Origin of the sequence: Cellulomonas flavigena DSM 20109 (assembly GCF_000092865.1) — a bacterium.
Taxonomy (GTDB): Bacteria; Actinomycetota; Actinomycetes; order Actinomycetales; family Cellulomonadaceae; genus Cellulomonas; species Cellulomonas flavigena.
The window spans coordinates 2,261,686-2,278,360 of sequence record NC_014151.1 but is presented as its reverse complement, the minus strand read 5'-3'; the positions used below and the strand labels follow the sequence as shown (position 1 = coordinate 2,278,360).

General features: G+C 74.3%; 10 protein-coding genes. 6 read left to right on the top strand and 4 right to left on the bottom strand.

Features of this window, described 5'->3' with window-relative positions; all coding sequences use genetic code 11:
* The first annotated feature begins 134 nt into the window (after nt 1-134).
* From CFLA_RS20455 to CFLA_RS10320, 3 genes are read left to right on the top strand one after another with little or no spacing between them, the layout of a single operon-like run.
* Entirely contained in the window at nt 135-1,079 is a 945-nt protein-coding gene (locus tag CFLA_RS20455) for a hypothetical protein (protein ID WP_013117269.1), read from the top strand.
* Nucleotides 1,076-2,821, top strand: coding sequence for a DNA polymerase Y family protein (locus tag CFLA_RS10325; protein WP_013117268.1), 1,746 nt, complete (start codon nt 1,076-1,078; stop codon nt 2,819-2,821). The genes CFLA_RS20455 and CFLA_RS10325 overlap by 4 nt, the downstream gene beginning before the upstream one ends.
* Entirely contained in the window at nt 2,814-6,335 is a 3,522-nt protein-coding gene (locus CFLA_RS10320; protein WP_013117267.1) for an error-prone DNA polymerase, read from the top strand. Before CFLA_RS10325 ends, CFLA_RS10320 begins: the two co-directional genes overlap by 8 nt.
* Nucleotides 6,336-6,380: 45 nt before the next feature.
* Here CFLA_RS10320 and CFLA_RS10315 read toward each other — a convergent pair whose 3' ends face one another.
* Nucleotides 6,381-7,340 carry a hypothetical protein gene (locus CFLA_RS10315; protein ID WP_013117266.1) on the bottom strand — a complete coding sequence of 320 codons (960 nt, stop codon included), beginning with the start codon at nt 7,338-7,340 and terminating at the stop codon, nt 6,381-6,383.
* Nucleotides 7,341-7,635: 295 nt separating this feature from the next.
* On the opposite strand from CFLA_RS10315, the gene CFLA_RS10310 reads away from it, so the two are divergent.
* Both CFLA_RS10310 and CFLA_RS10305 read left to right on the top strand, forming a co-directional pair.
* Nucleotides 7,636-7,932: a nucleotidyltransferase family protein gene (locus CFLA_RS10310; RefSeq protein WP_013117265.1), complete on the top strand. Its 297-nt coding sequence runs from the start codon at nt 7,636-7,638 to the stop codon at nt 7,930-7,932.
* Between the two features lie 296 nt (nt 7,933-8,228).
* The gene (locus CFLA_RS10305; RefSeq protein ID WP_013117264.1) at nt 8,229-9,314 is read left to right on the top strand and encodes a hypothetical protein; all 1,086 of its coding nucleotides are present in this window, start codon (nt 8,229-8,231) and stop codon (nt 9,312-9,314) included.
* Nucleotides 9,315-9,384: 70 nt separating this feature from the next.
* On the opposite strand, the gene CFLA_RS10300 is transcribed toward CFLA_RS10305, so the two are convergent.
* On the bottom strand, nt 9,385-10,431 hold the full coding sequence (locus tag CFLA_RS10300) for a Fic family protein (protein ID WP_013117263.1): 1,047 nt from the start codon (nt 10,429-10,431) through the stop codon (nt 9,385-9,387).
* 543 nt (nt 10,432-10,974) lie between these two features.
* Between CFLA_RS10300 and CFLA_RS19030 the strand changes: the two genes are divergently transcribed.
* Nucleotides 10,975-12,183: an acyltransferase family protein gene (locus CFLA_RS19030; protein WP_013117261.1), complete on the top strand. Its 1,209-nt coding sequence runs from the start codon at nt 10,975-10,977 to the stop codon at nt 12,181-12,183.
* 396 nt (nt 12,184-12,579) lie between these two features.
* On the opposite strand, the gene CFLA_RS10285 is transcribed toward CFLA_RS19030, so the two are convergent.
* Together CFLA_RS10285 and CFLA_RS10280 are read right to left on the bottom strand one after the other, a co-directional pair.
* The gene (locus CFLA_RS10285; protein ID WP_013117260.1) at nt 12,580-15,957 is read right to left on the bottom strand and encodes an ATP-binding protein; all 3,378 of its coding nucleotides are present in this window, start codon (nt 15,955-15,957) and stop codon (nt 12,580-12,582) included.
* On the bottom strand, nt 15,954-16,673 hold the full coding sequence (locus CFLA_RS10280) for a DUF4194 domain-containing protein (RefSeq protein ID WP_245530365.1): 720 nt from the start codon (nt 16,671-16,673) through the stop codon (nt 15,954-15,956). Before CFLA_RS10280 ends, CFLA_RS10285 begins: the two co-directional genes overlap by 4 nt.
* Nucleotides 16,674-16,675: the final 2 nt, after the last annotated feature.

Genomic DNA, 16,675 nt, shown 5'->3' with positions numbered 1-16,675 from the left:
TCGGGGCCGGATTGACACCTCCCGGGTGTCGGCGTCTACTGGCATGATCGACATGTGTTCGAACGATCGCCGCACGGGGATCGGGAGGGGTCTCGCCGGGGACGGCGCAGGTGCGCAGGAGGGTGGAGGGCGCTGTGAGCAGCACGAGCACCGTCGAGCGCGCAGCGCGGGCACGCGCCGCGCTCGCGGCCGCGGAGCTGCGCACCGGTGCTCGCACCGTGCTGCACGGCGCGGCTCACGGCGGCGCGACGCACGCCGGCACGGTTCACACCGGCACCGTGCACGCCGGCAGCGTGCCGACCGGTCCGGTGCGTACCGGCGCGGCGTCTGACGGGTCGTCGGGCGTCCCCTGCGGTACCCCGTCGCTCGACGTCCTGTCGTCGCACGACGCGCCGCACGACGCGACCCCGCCGCACGACACGGCGACGACCTCGCTGCGCCGCACGTCGCTGCTCACCAGCGAGCGCCCCCCGCTGCCCGTCCCGCCGCCCCTGGCCGGTCTCCTGCCCGACGGGCTGCGCCGCGGCGCGACCACCGCGGTGCTCGGCTCCACGTCGCTGGCCCTCGGTGTGCTCGCGCACGCGTGCGCGGCCGGTGCCTGGGCGGTCGTCGTCGGTCAGCCGCGGCTCGGGCTGCTGGCGGCCGCGCAGGCGGGCGTCGACCTTGCGCGCTTCGCGCTTGTCCCGGCCCCGGGGACCGACGCCGCGCTCGTCCTGGCGGCGCTGGTCGACGGGATCGACGTCGTGCTCGTCGGGCCGGACGCACCGCTCGCGGACGCCGACCGCCGCCGGCTGTCCGCGCGCGCGCGTGAGCGCGGCACGGCGCTGCTGACGACCCTGCCGTGGCCCGGCGCCACCGTCGTGCTCGACGCGGGCCCCGCCCGGTGGTCGGGTGTCGGCGCCGGGGCCGGGCGGCTGCGCACGTGCGAGGTGCAGGTGCGCCGCACCGGCCGCGGCAGCGCCGCCGTGCCCACGTCCGCCGACGTCGTGCTGCCGTTCGCGCCCCCGGGCGAGCACGTGCCGCCCGGTCCCGTCCGCCGGAGCCCCCGGGCGGCCGACGGTCTGCGGCTGGTCGGATGAGCACGCGGACGACGGTCGTGTGGGTGCCCGACTGGCCCGTGGTCGCGGCGATGACCGCCGACGAGGTCCCGGTCGACGTGCCTGCCGCGGTGCACGACGGGCGTCGGATCACCGCGGTGTCCGCGCTCGCGCGTGCCGACGGGGTGCGCCGCGGGATGCGGCGGCGGCAGGCGCAGGGCGTGTGCCCCGAGCTCGTGCTGCTGCCGGTCGACGACGCGCGCGACGTGCGGCTGTTCGAGCCCGTCGCCGCGGCGACCGAGACGGTCGTCGCCGGTGTCGAGGTCGCCCGGCCGGGCATGCTCCTGCTGCCTGCCGGCGGAGCCGCGCGCTACCACGGGTCGGAGGAGGCGCTCGCCGAGCGCGTCGTCGACGCGGTCGCGCGCGCCACCGGTCACGAGTGCGGCGTGGGCACGGCCGACGGGCTGCTCGCCGCCGTGCTGGCCGCGCGCACCGGCGCCGTCGTCGAGCCCGGGCTGTCGCCCGTCTTCCTCGCGCCGCACGGTGTCACCGAGCTCGTGCACGCCACCACCACGCCCGAGCAGGCCGCCGAGGTCATGCGCCTGGTCGACCTGCTGCACCGCCTGGGGCTGCGCACGCTCGGGGCGTTCGCGGCGCTGCCGGCCCCCGACGTGCACGCGCGGTTCGGGCGGCTGGGCTCGTGGGCGCGCACGCTCGCGCGCGGCCTCGACGAGCGGCCGCCCGCGCGTCGTCGTCCCGAGGCCGACCTCGAGGTGGACGTCGAGCTCGACCCGCCCGTCGACCGCGTGGACACCGCGACGTTCGCCGGACGGCGCCTGGCCGAGGAGCTGCACGCCGAGCTCGTCGCGCGCTCCGTGACGTGCGGGCGCCTGCAGATCACCGCGCGGACCGACGACGGGACCGAGCTGGTGCGCACGTGGCGTACCGACCTGGGCGGCTGGGGCGGGCTCGCCGCCGCGCGCATCACCGACCGGATCCGCTGGCAGCTCGACGGGTGGCTCACCGCGGCGGCCGTCGCCACGGCTCGGGACCGGCGCCGTGAGGTGCGCGAGCGTGAACGCGGGGCGCGGGGACGCGGCGAGGGCGGGGGACCGGCGCACGGCGAGCACGGACCGGTGCGCGGGACGCACGGGGCGGTCCTCGATGTCCGGGTGCCGGACGACGAGGACGACACGGCGCCCGTCGCGCTGGTGCGTCTGACCCTCACGGCGCTCGACGTCGCGCCCGCGGGGTCCGAGGCGACGCAGCTGTGGGGCGGACCGTCGGGTGGGGACCTGCGGGCGCACCGCGCGCTCGAGCGCGCGCAGAGCATCGTCGGCGGGCCGGGCGTGCTCACCGCGACCCTGCAGGGCGGGCGTGACGTGCGTGACCAGGTGCACGTGCGGCCGTGGGGCGAGCAGAGCGACCCGCCGCGCCCGCTCGACCGTCCCTGGCCGGGCCGGCTGCCGGACCCGGCACCCGCGACCGTGCTGGTCGACCCCGTGCACGTCGAGGTGCGGGACGTGCACGGCTCGCCCGTGCGCGTCGACCGGCGGGGGCGGCTGAGCGGACCACCCGGCAGCGTGCTCGCCGGGAGCGGCCCCGACCGGGTGCGCGTCGTCGCCGGGTGGGCGGGGCCGTGGCTGCTGACCGACCGCTGGTGGACGCACCCCGGCGCCGGGCCGCAGGTGCGCGCCCACCTGCAGGTCGCGTTCGACGACGGCGGCGCGGTGCTGCTCACGCACACCGACGGGGCGTGGACGTACGAGGCGGACTATGACTGAGGGGGACCCGAGGGTGGGGACAGGCACGGGGACGGACGCCCGGACGGGTGCGGGGCGCGGGGCCGGGGCCGACTGGCCGCCGCGGTACGCCGAGCTGCACGCGCACTCGGCGTTCAGCTTCCTCGACGGCGCCAGCCAGCCCGAGGAGCTCGCCGCCGAGGCGGCGCGCCTCGGGCAGAGCGCGCTGGCCCTCACCGACCACGACGGGCTGTACGGCGTGGTGCGGTTCGCGCAGGCCGCGCGTGCCGTCGGGCTGCCCACGGTCTTCGGCGCCGAGCTGCACCTGCCCGCGCCCGACCCGCGCCGGCACCCGCGCGAGAAGCGCCCGACCCCCGGCCCGCCCGTGCTCGACGCGCCCACCGGCGTACCCGACCCGCGCGCGTCCCACCTGCTGGTGCTCGCCCGCGGCGCCGACGGGTACCGCGCGCTGTCGCGCGCGATCGCCGAGGGGCACCTGCGCACCGGGCGCAAGGGCGCCGCGGAGTATCACCTGGAGGAGCTCGCCGAGGCGGCCGCCGGGCAGTGGCTCGTGCTCACCGGCTGCCGCAAGGGCGCCGTGCGCCGTGCGCTCGCCGGGGGCGACCCGTCCGGGGTCCTGGGCGTCGCACCGGGCGGGATCGAGGCGGCGCGCACCGAGCTCGACCGGCTCGTCGCGCTGTTCGGGCGGGACAACGTCGCCGTCGAGACCACGATGCACGGCGACGCGTACGACACCGACCGCGCCGACGCGCTCGCGACCCTCGCCGCCGACGCGCGCCTGCCGCTCGTCGCGACCGGCAACGTGCACTACGCCACCGAGCGCGACGCGGACCTCGCGCTCGCGCTCGCGGCGGTGCGCGCGCGCTCGTCGCTCGACGACCTCGACGGCTGGCTGCCCGGCGCCCCCGTGGCGCACCTGCGCTCGGCGGCCGAGATGCTGCACCTGCACCGCCGGCACCCGAGCGCCGTGACCACCGCGGCGGACCTGGCTGCCGAGTGCGCGTTCGACCTGTCGCTCGTCGCACCGAGCCTGCCGCCGTACCCCGTCCCGGACGGGCACACCGAGGCGACGTGGCTCCGCGAGCTCGTGCGCCGCGGCGCGGCGGAGCTGTACGGCCCACCGGACGCCGAGCGGGTGCCCGGCGCGTACGCGCAGCTCGAGCACGAGCTGCGCGTCATCGAGGACCTCGGGTTCCCCGGGTACTTCCTCGTCGTCTACGACCTCGTCGACTTCTGCCGCCGCCAGGGGATCATGGCGCAGGGGCGCGGCTCAGCCGCCAACTCCGCGGTCTGCTACGTGCTGCGCGTCACGGCTGTCGACCCCGTGAAGCACGGGCTGCTGTTCGAACGGTTCCTCGCCCCGGAGCGTGACGGCCCGCCGGACATCGACGTCGACATCGAGTCCGCGCGCCGCGAGGAGGTCATCCAGCACGTCTACGCCACGCACGGGCGCTCGCACGCCGCCCAGGTCGCCAACGTCATCTCCTACCGGCCGCGCTCGGCCGTGCGGGACGCGGCGCGCGCGCTGGGGTACGACGCGGGGCAGCAGGACGCGTGGTCCACGTCGATCGAGCGGTGGGGGAGCCTGCGCGGCCCGGAGAAGCCCAGCGCGTGGTGGCACCTCACGCGCTCGGGGCCGGTCGGGCCGGGCAGCGAGGTCGCCGGCATGCCGACGGCCGACAACCACGACGTCGTCCCCACGCGCCTGCCGCCGTCGGCCGCGGAGGCCGAGGAGATCCCCGAGCACGTCATCGACCTCGCCGAGCGGTTCCTGCGCCTGCCGCGCCACCTGGGCATCCACTCCGGCGGCATGGTGATGTGCGACCGGCCCGTCATCGAGGTGTGCCCCGTGGAGTGGGCGCGCATGGAGGGGCGCACGGTCCTGCAGTGGGACAAGGAGGACTGCGCCGACGCGGGCCTGGTGAAGTTCGACCTGCTGGGGCTGGGCATGCTCACCGCGCTGCGCCTGGCGTTCACCGAGGTCGAGAAGCACGAGGGCGTCACGCTCGACCTGCACGGCCTGCCGCACGAGGACCCCGCGGTGTACGAGCTGCTGTCCGCCGCCGACACCGTCGGGGTGTTCCAGGTGGAGTCGCGCGCGCAGATGGGGACGCTGCCGCGCCTGCGGCCCTCGACGTTCTACGACATCGTGGTCGAGGTCGCGCTCATCCGGCCCGGGCCCATCCAGGGCGGATCGGTGCACCCGTTCATCAACCGCGCCAAGGGCCGTGAGCCCGTCACGTACCTGCACCCGCTGCTGGAGAAGTCGCTCGGCAAGACCCTCGGTGTCCCGCTGTTCCAGGAGCAGCTCATGCAGATGGCCATCGACGTCGCGGACTTCACGCCCGCCGAGGCCGACCAGCTGCGCCGCGCGATGGGGTCGAAGCGGTCGATGGAGCGCATGGAGGCGATCCGCTCACGGCTCATGGAGGGCATGGCCGCCAACGGCATCGGTTCGCAGGTCCGCGAGCAGATCTTCGACAAGCTCAAGGCGTTCGCGGACTTCGGGTTCCCCGAGTCGCACGCCTACTCGTTCGCGTTCCTCGTCTACGCCAGCTCGTGGCTCAAGGTGCACCACCCCGCCGCGTTCTACGCCGGGCTGCTCGCGGCGCAGCCCATGGGGTTCTACTCGCCGCAGTCGCTGGCGGCGGACGCGCGCCGCCACGGCATCGAGGTGCTGCGCCCCGACGTGCTCGCGTCCGAGGTGCTGGCCGTCGTCGAACGCCTCGGACCACCGCCGCACGGCGGGGAACCCCGGCTGGTGCCGCAGCCCAGCGGCACCGGTCCGACCCGACCCGTGGGGGTGCGCACCGGGGAGGGGTCGGTGCGCACCCTCGCGGTGCGGCAGGGGCTCACGCAGGTGCGGACCATCGGTGAGGACGTCGCGCGTGCGCTGGTCGACGCGCGCACGGCCGACGGCCCGTTCACCGACCTGCAGGACCTCGTGCGGCGCGTGCACCTGACGACCGCGCAGATCGAGGCGCTGGCCACAGCCGGCGCGCTGGACTCCCTCGGCGTCGACCGCCGCTCGGGACTGTGGGCCGCAGGCGCGCTCGCGCAGGAGGGGCCGGACACGCTGCCGGGCGTCGCGGTGGGGGTGAAGGCCCCGGCCCTGCCGGGCCTGTCGGGCGTCGAGGTCGCGACGGCCGACGTGTGGGCCACGGGCGTGTCCGTGGACTCCTATCCGACGCAGTTCGTCCGCGACGGCCTCGACGCGGCCGGTGTGCTGACCGTCGAGCAGGCGTTCCGCACCGAGGAGGGACGCCGCGTTGCCGTCGCCGGCGTCGTCACCCACCGCCAGCGTCCCGGCACCGCGCAGGGCGTGACGTTCCTGTCCCTGGAGGACGAGACCGGCCTGCTCAACATCGTGTGCTCCGCGGGCCTGTGGCAGAGGTTCCGGCGCACGGCCCGTACCGCCAAGGCGATGGTCGTGCGCGGGCGGATCGAGAAGGCCGACGGTGCGACGAACCTCGTCGCGGAGCACCTGAGCCCGCTGTCGCTGAAGGTGCGCAGCCGGTCGCGGGACTTCCAGTGACACGTGGTCGGCGCGACACCGCAGGGGATCGCGCCGACCGTGCGCCTATCCCGCGACCACGGTGAACTCGCCGCCCGTGAACGACCTCGCGGAGGCGTCCTGCGGGATGCTCACCCGGTACCGCACCGCCGTGGTGGTGCGGGGCACGGTGAACGTGGCCGACGGTGCGGTGGAGGTCTCGGCGGTGACCCACGCGAACCCCGTCCACCGCTGCAGGACCGTGCTGCGGGCCTGCGGGGACGACGTGACGGTGACCTTCTCCTGGGTCGTGGTGACCTCGCGGACGACCTGCACGGTGCGCGGCGCGAGGATCGTCACCAACGCCCCGGGCCCCACGCCCGGGGCGGGCACCTGGATCCCGACCTTGGTGCCCGGCGCCACCTGCGGGGCCGGGATGCGCCCCTGGCAGTAGGTGCCGGACATCCGCGGCGTCCAGGCCTGCTGAACCGTCGACGACCCCGCCGTCACCAGCACGTGCGGCAGGGTGCACGGCCCCGTCCCGCGCAGGTACGACACGTCGATCTCGTCACCGACCATCCGCGCCGTGAGGCCCACGGCGTCCGCGACGGCGTTGCTCGTCTGCCCTGCCGGCACCGGCAGGCGGTACGACGGGTGGTCGATCTCGACGAGCAGGGGTGCCTGGTGGTGGAGCTCCAACGGCAGGCGCGACGCGGTGAACGGCTGCACGACCGCGTACCCGGGCTCGAACGACTGCGCGTAGACGGGGTCCAGGCGTGCGGTCACCACCGCCGTCAGGGGCGAGCCGTCCGGTGCGTTACCCCAGGCCCGCAGCGTCAGGGTCGTCACCGGCAGGGGCATCGTCGCGTCGTGGGGCGGGATGTGGATCAGGCCCCGGACGGTGAAGGTGCCGTCCTGGGCCGGCGAGACCCGGTCGATCGTCGCCTTGAGGTCGGCCGGCGCCTCGGCGGCGCTCGCGGGTCCGGCGCCTGCCGCGACCACCAGGGCGGTGAGGGCCGCGACGAGCATGCGGCGGGGGAGGATCACATCGAGCTCCAGGGAACGGGCGGGCGGGTCGGCCCGACGCTAGGGGTCGGGCGTCTGTGGTCGCACGGATCCGCGGTCGGAAGGTTCCGGGACCCCGCTCCGCGACGAGATCAGGGCGGCGTCGGCGAGCTCCGCGCCGCCCCAGGGGCGCACGTCCCGCCATGTCGGCCTCCTGTGCTTGATGTCTTGACGCAACGAGTTGGCGTGAGGCACCACCGGAGTCGCCTTGGCCCGCAAGGTGAGGCTCCACCGCTGAGCTTCCCCCTCGCGGCCGAGAGGCGGCTAGCCTTTCGCCATGATCCGGGTCGACGTGCGGCAGCACCGTGAACTCGTCGATCTGTGCGCACGCTACGGGTTCGCCAGGCTCGAGGTCTTCGGCTCGGTCGCGCGCGGCGAGGATCGTGCGGACTCCGACATCGACGTGCTCTACGACCTGCTCCCGGCTCGGCACGTGACCTGGGAGATCGTCGACGCGGCCGAGGAGATGTCCCAGATCCTCGGTCGTCCGGTGGACCTCGTGTCCCGCAGGGCGGTGCACCCGCTGCTGCGCGAACGGATCGAGACGGAGGCCCAGGCGCTCTATGCGGCCTGATCTGCTCGGTGCGTCACCGAGATGATCAGCGCAGCGGCGCGCTGACCGCTGACCGTGATGCGCAAGCAGTCGATCAGGATGCGACGGTGCGTGACGCGCTCCTGGGCGTCACCACACGTCGGTGAGGCCTGCGAGGCGGGCGCGGATGCTCTCGACGTCGTCCACGCGGCGCGCGACGACCAGCAGTTCCTCTGCCGTGAGTGGCGGATCGGCATCTCCGCAGCGACCCGCGAGGTGCAGCGACCCGGGACGTCTGGCGGGTGTACGGATCGGGACCTGACCGACACAATGCCCTCATGGCCACTGACGCCCGGGGGGAGTCGTCGGTCGGCGGGGTGGGGACCCTCGGTGCCACCGCGTACGGTCCGGCGGAGGAGCTCACGACCGACCTGCTCGACGACGAGTGTGCAAGGACGCCGGTGCTGGAGGCGTTCGCGGACGTGCACGTCGCGTGCCCGTCGGTCGGCGCACCGGGGACCGTGGAACCGGATGCGAGGGAGCGGCGCGCGGTCGGCCTCGAGACCGTGATGCGCGCTCGCGGGTGGGTGCGCGGCGAGCTCGACTGGACGTGGTCCGTCGGCGACGAGGTCCACGCCCGCGTGCTCACGTCGAGCGACGGCAGCGCGTGCCTGGTGCTGGGGACCGCGTTCCCCGGCGACTGGTCCGGGCACATGGCCGGCGCCACGCTGCTCGCGCGGCTCGCCGACGTCGAGCAGCACCGGGCGGGCGCGACGCTGCCCGCGTGGGCCGTGACCGACAGCGTCCTCGCGGAGGCGGTGTCGACGGTCGACCCGCGGCGCTCGCCGTGGCACGCGTTCACGGTCGTGCGCGGTGCCGACCACAGCGTCACCCTGACGACGAGCAGCGGCCCGCATGCCGACCGCCGCCCGCGGATCACGTTCGTCCCGCGCCCGGCGCGGGACGTCACGCGCAGCCCGCAGACGGTGCGCCTCGAGCTCGACGGCCACCCCGTGCGGGTGTTCTGGGCGCGCCGGCTGCCCGTGCTCGCGCACCTCCTGCTCGGTCACCGCGACCCCGCAGCCGACCTGTGCGACGTCACCGACCATGTCGCCGCGGCCTGGGAGCTGCACGACGTCCTCGAGCCGCGGGGCGGGTGGTGCTTCACGGGCTCGTGCCACGGCACCTGGCGCCGCGGGCACCCGCTGCACCCGGTGGCGACGGTCTCGCTGACGCGGACGCCGGGTGACGTCGTCGTCGCGCTGTGCGGGCCGACCGACCGGGACAGCCCGGCGACGTACCACATGACGGTCGAGCTGCTGCGCGAGAACCTCGGCGAGATCGAGCAGCACGAGCCGGGCAGGCGCGTCCCGTCGTGGCCGGCAGCGGGGGACACGGCCACCTGGCAGTGCCTGCCGGCCTGAGCGCCGAACAGCGACCCGGGCCCTGACGGCGATGCGGTGTCGCCCGCCGACGTCCGCCTGCACCCAGGCGTCAGACGATGCTCCACGTCGCGCCTCGGCCGGTTCCGTCGACGTCGATGAGCCCTTCGGCCTTCAGCTGCGCGAGCACCAGACGGATCGTCGGATCGGAGACCCCGGGCAGCGCCGTACGGACGTCTCCGATCTGGAAGGCCTCGGGCGCGTGGTGCAGGACGTAGTCGCGGACGCGGTCCTGCTTGCTTCCCCCGCTGCGCGCGCTCGCAGTCAGCGCGGTGAACTGGTCGTAGGAGCCCGCGAGCACCCCGATGAAGTACCTGAGCCACGGCCACGGGTCGTGCGTCGCCTCGTGCCACCTGTGGGTCGAACTGAGCAGCGACGCGTAGTAGGCGTCCGCGGAGCGAGCGATCGTGGTCTCGAGCGAGACGTACCGCGTGACGTCGTAGCCCGCCTCCTGCAGGAGGGCGTTCGTCAATGCGCGAGTGATGCGTCCGTTGCCGTCGACGAACGGGTGGATCGTCAGGAGGTCGAGCGCGAACAGCCCGACGAGGACGACGGGGTGGTGCCGCCCGGCGTCCTGCGCCGCGGAGTAGCGGGTGATCAGCCCGTCCAGGTAGGCGGGCGTCGAGGCGACCGACACTGGTGTGAATCGCTTGGCGCGGGTGCCGTCCGGCAGTCGGTCCACGACGAGGTTCTCGACCTGCTTCAGCTGCCCACCGGGTGTCGCGCCGTACTGGAACAGCAGGCGGTGCAGGTGGAGGACGAGACCGATGTTCAGCGGCCTCCACTGCTCCTGGTACAGGTAGTCGAGCGCTGACCGGTAACCGGCGAGCTCCTGTTCGCTGCGGTCGTGAAGCTGGTCGACGTCGCCGGACACGATGGCGGCCGCGCGGGTCCGGTTCTCGACGACGATCCCTTCGATCGCCGATGAGGCCTCGATGCTGGCGACACGTGCGCGGTCGGCCAGACTCGTCAGGAGGGCGGGAAGCTTGTCGCGGTAGAGCGCTTCGCTGCCACGGCCGGTGTCGATCGTCCGGAGATGGGTGACGACGTCGAACGGGACGGCTCCGACAAGGCGGTCGAGGTCCTCGAACGACTTCACATCTCACCAATCAACTCGATAAACATGATAATCGGAAGCCGAGATTAGCATGTTTATCGAGTTCCTCGGGGCATCTCGCAGGGACGTGGGGCGCTCACACCACACGCAGTGCGTCGACGTCGTCGCGCTCGCGGCGGGCGAGCGCGTGCAGGACGGCGACGTCACCATGGCGGCGACGTGCGGCGGCGACCAGCACGTCCACGGGCACCGCGGTCGTCGCTGCCGGCGCCCGCACGTCGCTGCCGCCGCGCCGGACCGCCTCGGGCTGAGCCTCACAGCGGGACCGGGCCCCGTGAGGACGTCGCATCGCTGGGGCCGACAGACTGGTCGCATCGGCGGGCTACGTCGGCCGCGTCACAGGCTTCGGTGACCTCCGTGAGGTGGGTGCGGATGCTCCACGTCGTCCACTCGGCCGACGACGACCTCCATGATCGGGCCGTACGCCTCGTCGGTCGTGGCGCGGAGTCGCGTGCACGGCATCTCGGACCGTCCCCGCCGACCGTCGCATGTGACATCTCGCGCGTCCCCCTGACACGATGCGCCGTGCGCGTTTTTGCCCTCACCGGAGCTTCGGCAGGTCGTCTCGAGCCCCTCGACGGGGTCCGAGGGCTGGCCGCTGCGGGCGTCGCCCTGTTCTGGCACTACCAGCACTTCCAGCCGGCCGTGGCGCCGTTCGCCGAGAAGGCCTACTGGCTGCACCACTACGGGGCTCGGCTCGTCGACCTCTTCTTCGTGCTCTCGGGCGTGGTGTTCGCCTACGTGTACCGCGACCGGCTGCGCGACCGCGCGATCTCGTTGCGCGAGTACGTCGTGCTCCGGTTCAGCCGCCTGTACCCGTTGCACGTGATCACGTTGGTCGCCGTCGCGGTGCTGCAGGTGGTGCGCCTCCAGCAGGGGCAGCCGTTCTTCGTCTACACGGCCAACGACGTGCGCACGTTCGTGCTCAACGTGCTCTTCCTCCAGAAGGGCTGGGTGGACGTGCCGTACTCGTTCAACGCCCCCAGCTGGTCCGTCAGCGTCGAGATCATGGCCTACCTCGTGTTCTTCGCGGCGCTCGTGGCGGTGGGGCGCCGCGTCTCCAACGTCGTCGTGTTCGCGCTCCTAGCGATCGTCGGGCTCACGCTCGTCACGAGCCCACCCTGGGGCCCGTTCAACGGGCTCACGGGCCGGGTGATCCTCGGCTTCTTCGTGGGCTGCCTGCTCTTCGACCTCCATGAGAGGGCGGCGAGAGCCGGGCGCTCGGGCGTGCTCGGCGCCGCAGCGGCGACGGTCCTGCTGGTCGTGGGCGCGATCGGTGTCCTCGTCGGTCACGAGGCGTTCGGCGACCCGTACCTCGTGTACGTGCTGGTGATCTTCCCGGCCGTCGTGCTCGTGTCGCTCAACGTCGCACCGGTGCGCTGGGTGCTGTCGCTGCGACCCTTCGTCTACCTCGGTGTGCTGTCCTACTCGTTGTACATGCTGCACTTCCCGGTGCAGCTCGCGATCGTGACCACGCAGTCGGCGCTCGGCCTCGAGATCGACTTCGCCGCCCGTCGCGCGTGGCTCGTCTACACGCTCCTGTGCCTGGTCGCCGCGGCGGCGTCGTACCACCTCGTGGAGCTGCCGCTCCAGCGCCGGATCCGAGCCCGCGCGAGCCGGCCGCGTGCCACCGAGCACCCGCCCGTGGGGCCGACCCCGCGTTCTGACACCGCCGCGCCCCTGCGGGAGGCACCGGTCCCGGCGGGCAGCGGGCTCCCGACACGCCGTGAGTGACGCGCGGCGGGCGCTCACCTGGCGGCCGTGGCGGGTGTAAGGATCGTCACCCGACCGACACGATGCCCTCATGGCCACTGACGCCCGGGGGAGTCGTCGGTCGGCGGGGTGGGGACCCTGGGCGCCACCGCGTACGGCCCGGCGGAGCGACGCACGACCGACCTGCCCCGCCGACGGCCACCTGGACGGTGCCACGCTGCTCGCGCGGCTCCCCGACGTCGAGCGGCACCGGGCGGGCACGACGCTGCTCGCGTGGGCCGTGACCGACAGCGTCCTCGAGGAGGCGGTGTCGACGGTCGACCGCGGCGCTCGCCGTGGGACGCGTGGACCGTGACGCGGGGGCGGACCGACACGTGTGCGCGGGCGGTCAGGCTCGCCGCGGGCGGCGGGATGCGTCTACGCTCCGGCGTCCGCCGCCACTCCCGCGACCGCCTTCGTCCGCGACCGGCCCGCCGTGTCCTTGAGCACCACGTACTTGAGGTCCACGTGCGGCTCCAGCGCGCTGAACTTGTCGTTCGGCGCACCGATGACGAGCTGGAAGCCCAGACCGCGCCACGCCCCGATGGCCCGCCCGGTGAACCGCGCGTCGGCCTTGATGAGCGCCTCGTCGAGGAACACCGGCGCGTACCGCGGCCGTGATGCCCCGGCGTCGCCCAGCTGGTAGCGCAGCGCGGCGCCCACGATGAACGCGACGAGCTCCTGCGACTCACCGCCCGACTTCTCGCCGATGTGGTCGTACAGCGCGACGTGGTTGCCCTCGAGGTCGACCTTCTCGGCGGACAGCCGCACGTGACGGCGCACGTCGACGAGGTCCGCGAAGTCCGGAGCGGTGCGCCGGATCCGGTCGATGACCTTCGCCATGCGGTGGTACCGGCGCTCGCGCTCGGCGTCCGTGGCCTCGGTGGACAGCACCTCGCGCAGGTCGCGCAGCTCCTTGCGGAACCGTGCCACGACCGTCGACTGGGTGTCGCGGGCGTCGATGCGCAGGCGGTGGTCGTCGTCCGCGAACGGCAGGTCCGCGAGGATGTCGTTGACCGGCCGGATGCGCTCCTTGATCTCGCGGACCGACCGCGACAGGGCGCTGTGCAGGTCCGCCAGGTCGTTGCCCGACAGGCGCAGCAGGCTCGCGCGCCACTCGGCCTCGAGCTCGTGCAGACCCTGCGTCTCGAGCTCGGTGAGGATCCGCTCGTAGTCGCCGTACGAGGCGTCGGGGTCGGTGCCGAGGTTCGGGTCGGGCCAGCGCTCGACGAACGTCTCGAACGCGCGCCGCAGCGCCTCGCGCGACGCACCGACGGTCTGCTGCGCGGCGGTGCGGTCGGCGTTCAGGAGGTCCGCGGCGCGCGCGACGACACCGTCGAACGCCGCGAGCGCGGCGGCCGGGTCGGTGCGGTCGTCGACACGTGGCAGATCCTCGTCCGTGCCGCCGAGCACGCGCTCGAGGTAGGCCCGCTGCTCGTCGTCCAGCACCGTGCCCGCGTCCTGCGCGGCGTCGAGAGCGCCCTGCGCGACGTCGACCTGGTCGGTGACCTGCGACCACTGCTCGCCCAGCTCCGTGGCCGCGCCCTTGGTGCGGCCCAGCTGCTCGGTGAGGTCCTGGATGAGCACGTCGAGCTCGACGGCCCGCTCCTGCAGGCGCACGACGTCGGGGTTCCCGGACGTCACCTCGTCGACGACGCGCCGCCAGCGGTCGCGCTCGGCCTCGACGCCCGCGACGTCGACCTGGTCCCACGTGAGCTCGACGACCGTGGCGTACGCGCGCAGCGTCGCGTCGTGCCGGTCCCATGCGGCCTCGGCCTCGCCGACGCGCGCCTCGGCGTCCCGCAGCCGCTCCTCGGCGGCCTCGAGCCGGCGGTTGAGGTCGGTCAGCCGACGCGTGTTGGTGAAGCCCAGGACGTTGCGCGCGCCCTGCCCGCCGTGCGCGCCGCGCCGGCCCTCGGAGAGCTGACCACCGCGGGTCAGCGCCTTCTCGTGCTGCGCGAGCTCACCGGGCGTGTCGACGCAGACGTACGCGAACCGCGTCGACAGCTCGATCTTCAACCAGCCGGTGAACGGCGACTGCCGGTAGTCCAGCCGCCCCGGGAGCGTGCGCCCGTCCAGGCCGATGTCGTCGCGCAGGCCGGCCGGCACGCCCTCGAACCGGATGCGCCGGCCCGTGCGCACGCTGTCGATCGCCCGGCGGAACGCCTGGAGGTGCGCCACGTCGATGAGCATTAGGGTCGCGAAGCCGCCGAGCGCGAGGTTGAACGCCTCGCGCCACGGCTCGTGCTCGGTGCGGACCTCGACGAGCTCGGCCACGAACGGCAGGTCCTGGGGCGTCAGGCCAGCGGCCTCGGCCAGTGCGGCGCGCGTGGCGTGCAGGTCGCCCGGGATGTTGTCGTGCCGGTGCTTGGCGTCCGCGTGGTCGCGGCGCAGCACCGCGAGGTCCGCGGCGGCCTCCTTGCGCTCCGACATCGCGTCGAACAGCGCCTGGCGCGCGGCGCCCTTCGCGTCGCTGTCCGCCAAGGCGTGGCGCGCGCGGCCGACGAGGTCCGTGAACTCGTCGAGCGACGTCACGGACGTGCCGAGCGTGGAGGTCAGCACCTCGTCGAGCCGGGCCCGCGCGCGGGCGACCTCCTCGACGCGCGCAGCCACGCCGTGCAGCTCGCGCTGCGCGGTCGCGAGGCGGTCGCCGCCGGAGGCCCACAGCGTCTGCTTGACGCCGTCACGCTCGGCCCGGGCCGCAGCCGCACGGGCGGACGTCTCCGCCGCGACGCGCTGCGCCTCGCGGTGGCGCGTCCGCAGGTCGGACTCGACCGCCCGCAGCAGGCCGAGCCGGCGCTCGTGGCGCCACAGCGCGGCCGGCGACGTGCCGTCGTCGAACCCGCCGACGGCGTCGACGACGCGCAGCCGGGCCGCGGCCTGCTCGATCGCGGCGCGGTGCTCGCGGATCGGCTCGAGCGCCTTGACCTGCTGGCGCGCGGTGATCATCTGCTCGCGCGTGCCCGAGAGCTTGTCGAACTGCTCCACCACCGCGTCCGCCGTGGTGAGCGTGTCCGGCTCCTCGAGCACCATCGCCTTGTACAGCGCGTCGACGGTCGTGATCTGCTGCCCGGCCTGGATCCGGCCCAGCAGCGCGACGGCCTTGCCGCCGTCGCCGGCGGCGCCGATGCCGAGCGTCGAGTGCAACCGCGCGGTGAACTCGCGGTCGGTGTCGAAGCAGCCCAGCCCGGCGGCCGTGACGGCGGGTCTGGCGAGGCGCTGGCCGGCGGCGGGTTCGAGGTCCCGCAGGTCGAACGGCCCGTCGCACGTCGCGCGCACCGCCGTGACGTCCTCCAGCGTCCGCGCGGCCGACGGCACGTACCAGGCGCGCACCGCGGTGAAGCGCGTGCCCGACTGGTCCGCCCACGTCATCGCGATCGCCGACCACGTGTCCTTGCCGTCGCCGCGCAGCACGCGCTGGCGCGTGCCCTCCTCGGTGCGCGACTCGTCGAGCTTGCCGCGCGCGTACGACAGGATGTTGCGCTGGTCCTTGCCACGCGGGCGCCCGACCACGCCACCGTTGGACGCGCCGTTGAACGGCGTCGTGTGCGGCATGAGCAGGGCGATGTACGCGTCCATGAGCGTGGACTTGCCGGAGCCCGACCCGCCCGACAGCAGCGTCGCGGTCGACGCCAGGCGCACGCGATGGTGCCCGTCGTAGCCGCCCCAGTTGACGAGCTGCAGGTCGAGGGCCACCCACTGCTGGCCCGTCGACGCCGCCGGGATGAGCCCGAACAGCGAGTCGACCATCGTCATGGTGCCGTCTCCTCGTCGTCGTCCGCGCCGTCCTGCGCGTCGTCGTCCTGCGTCTCGTCGTCCTCGTCGTCGGACGGGGCGTCCGCGTCCGTGGTGCCGTCGTCACCCGCGCCCGCGGGCGCCGGCGCCTCGTGCCGGGTGCGCAGCCACTCGCGCAGCTCGACGAGCCGCTCGTTGCTCAGCACCACCTCCACCAGCGGCGTCACGCGGTACCGGCCCTCGGACTCCTCCTCGATCACACCCTCCTTGGCGAGACGCGCGATCGCGGTGCGGATCTCCCGCTGGTGCGCCGCGACGTTCGTGTCGTCGGCGTCGAAGTACGTCAGGGCGGTGGCCTCGAGCTCCTCGACGTCGACGCGCGCGGAGGTCTCCCCGGCGCCGCGCTCGCGCTGGAACACCGTGCGCAGGTGCACCAGCACGAGCGTCTCCGCGCGCGTGTACGGCTCGTCGCGCAGGAGCACGGGCACGTCGAGCTCCGCCGAGCGCACCTGCCGCTTGTAGGCGATGCCACGCTCGTGGTCGACGACGAGGTGCACGAACAGGTCGTGCAGGCGCGACTCGACCAGCTGCTGGTGCGCCAGCAGGGTGCGCCACTGCGCGGGGTGCCGCTCGGCCAGCAGGAAGCGGCGCTGCAGCAGCCGCACCAGCACACGGCGCACGTCGGCGTCGAGCGTGCCGGTGTCGCCGGCGAACAGCTCGGCCGGGTCGTCCTCCATCG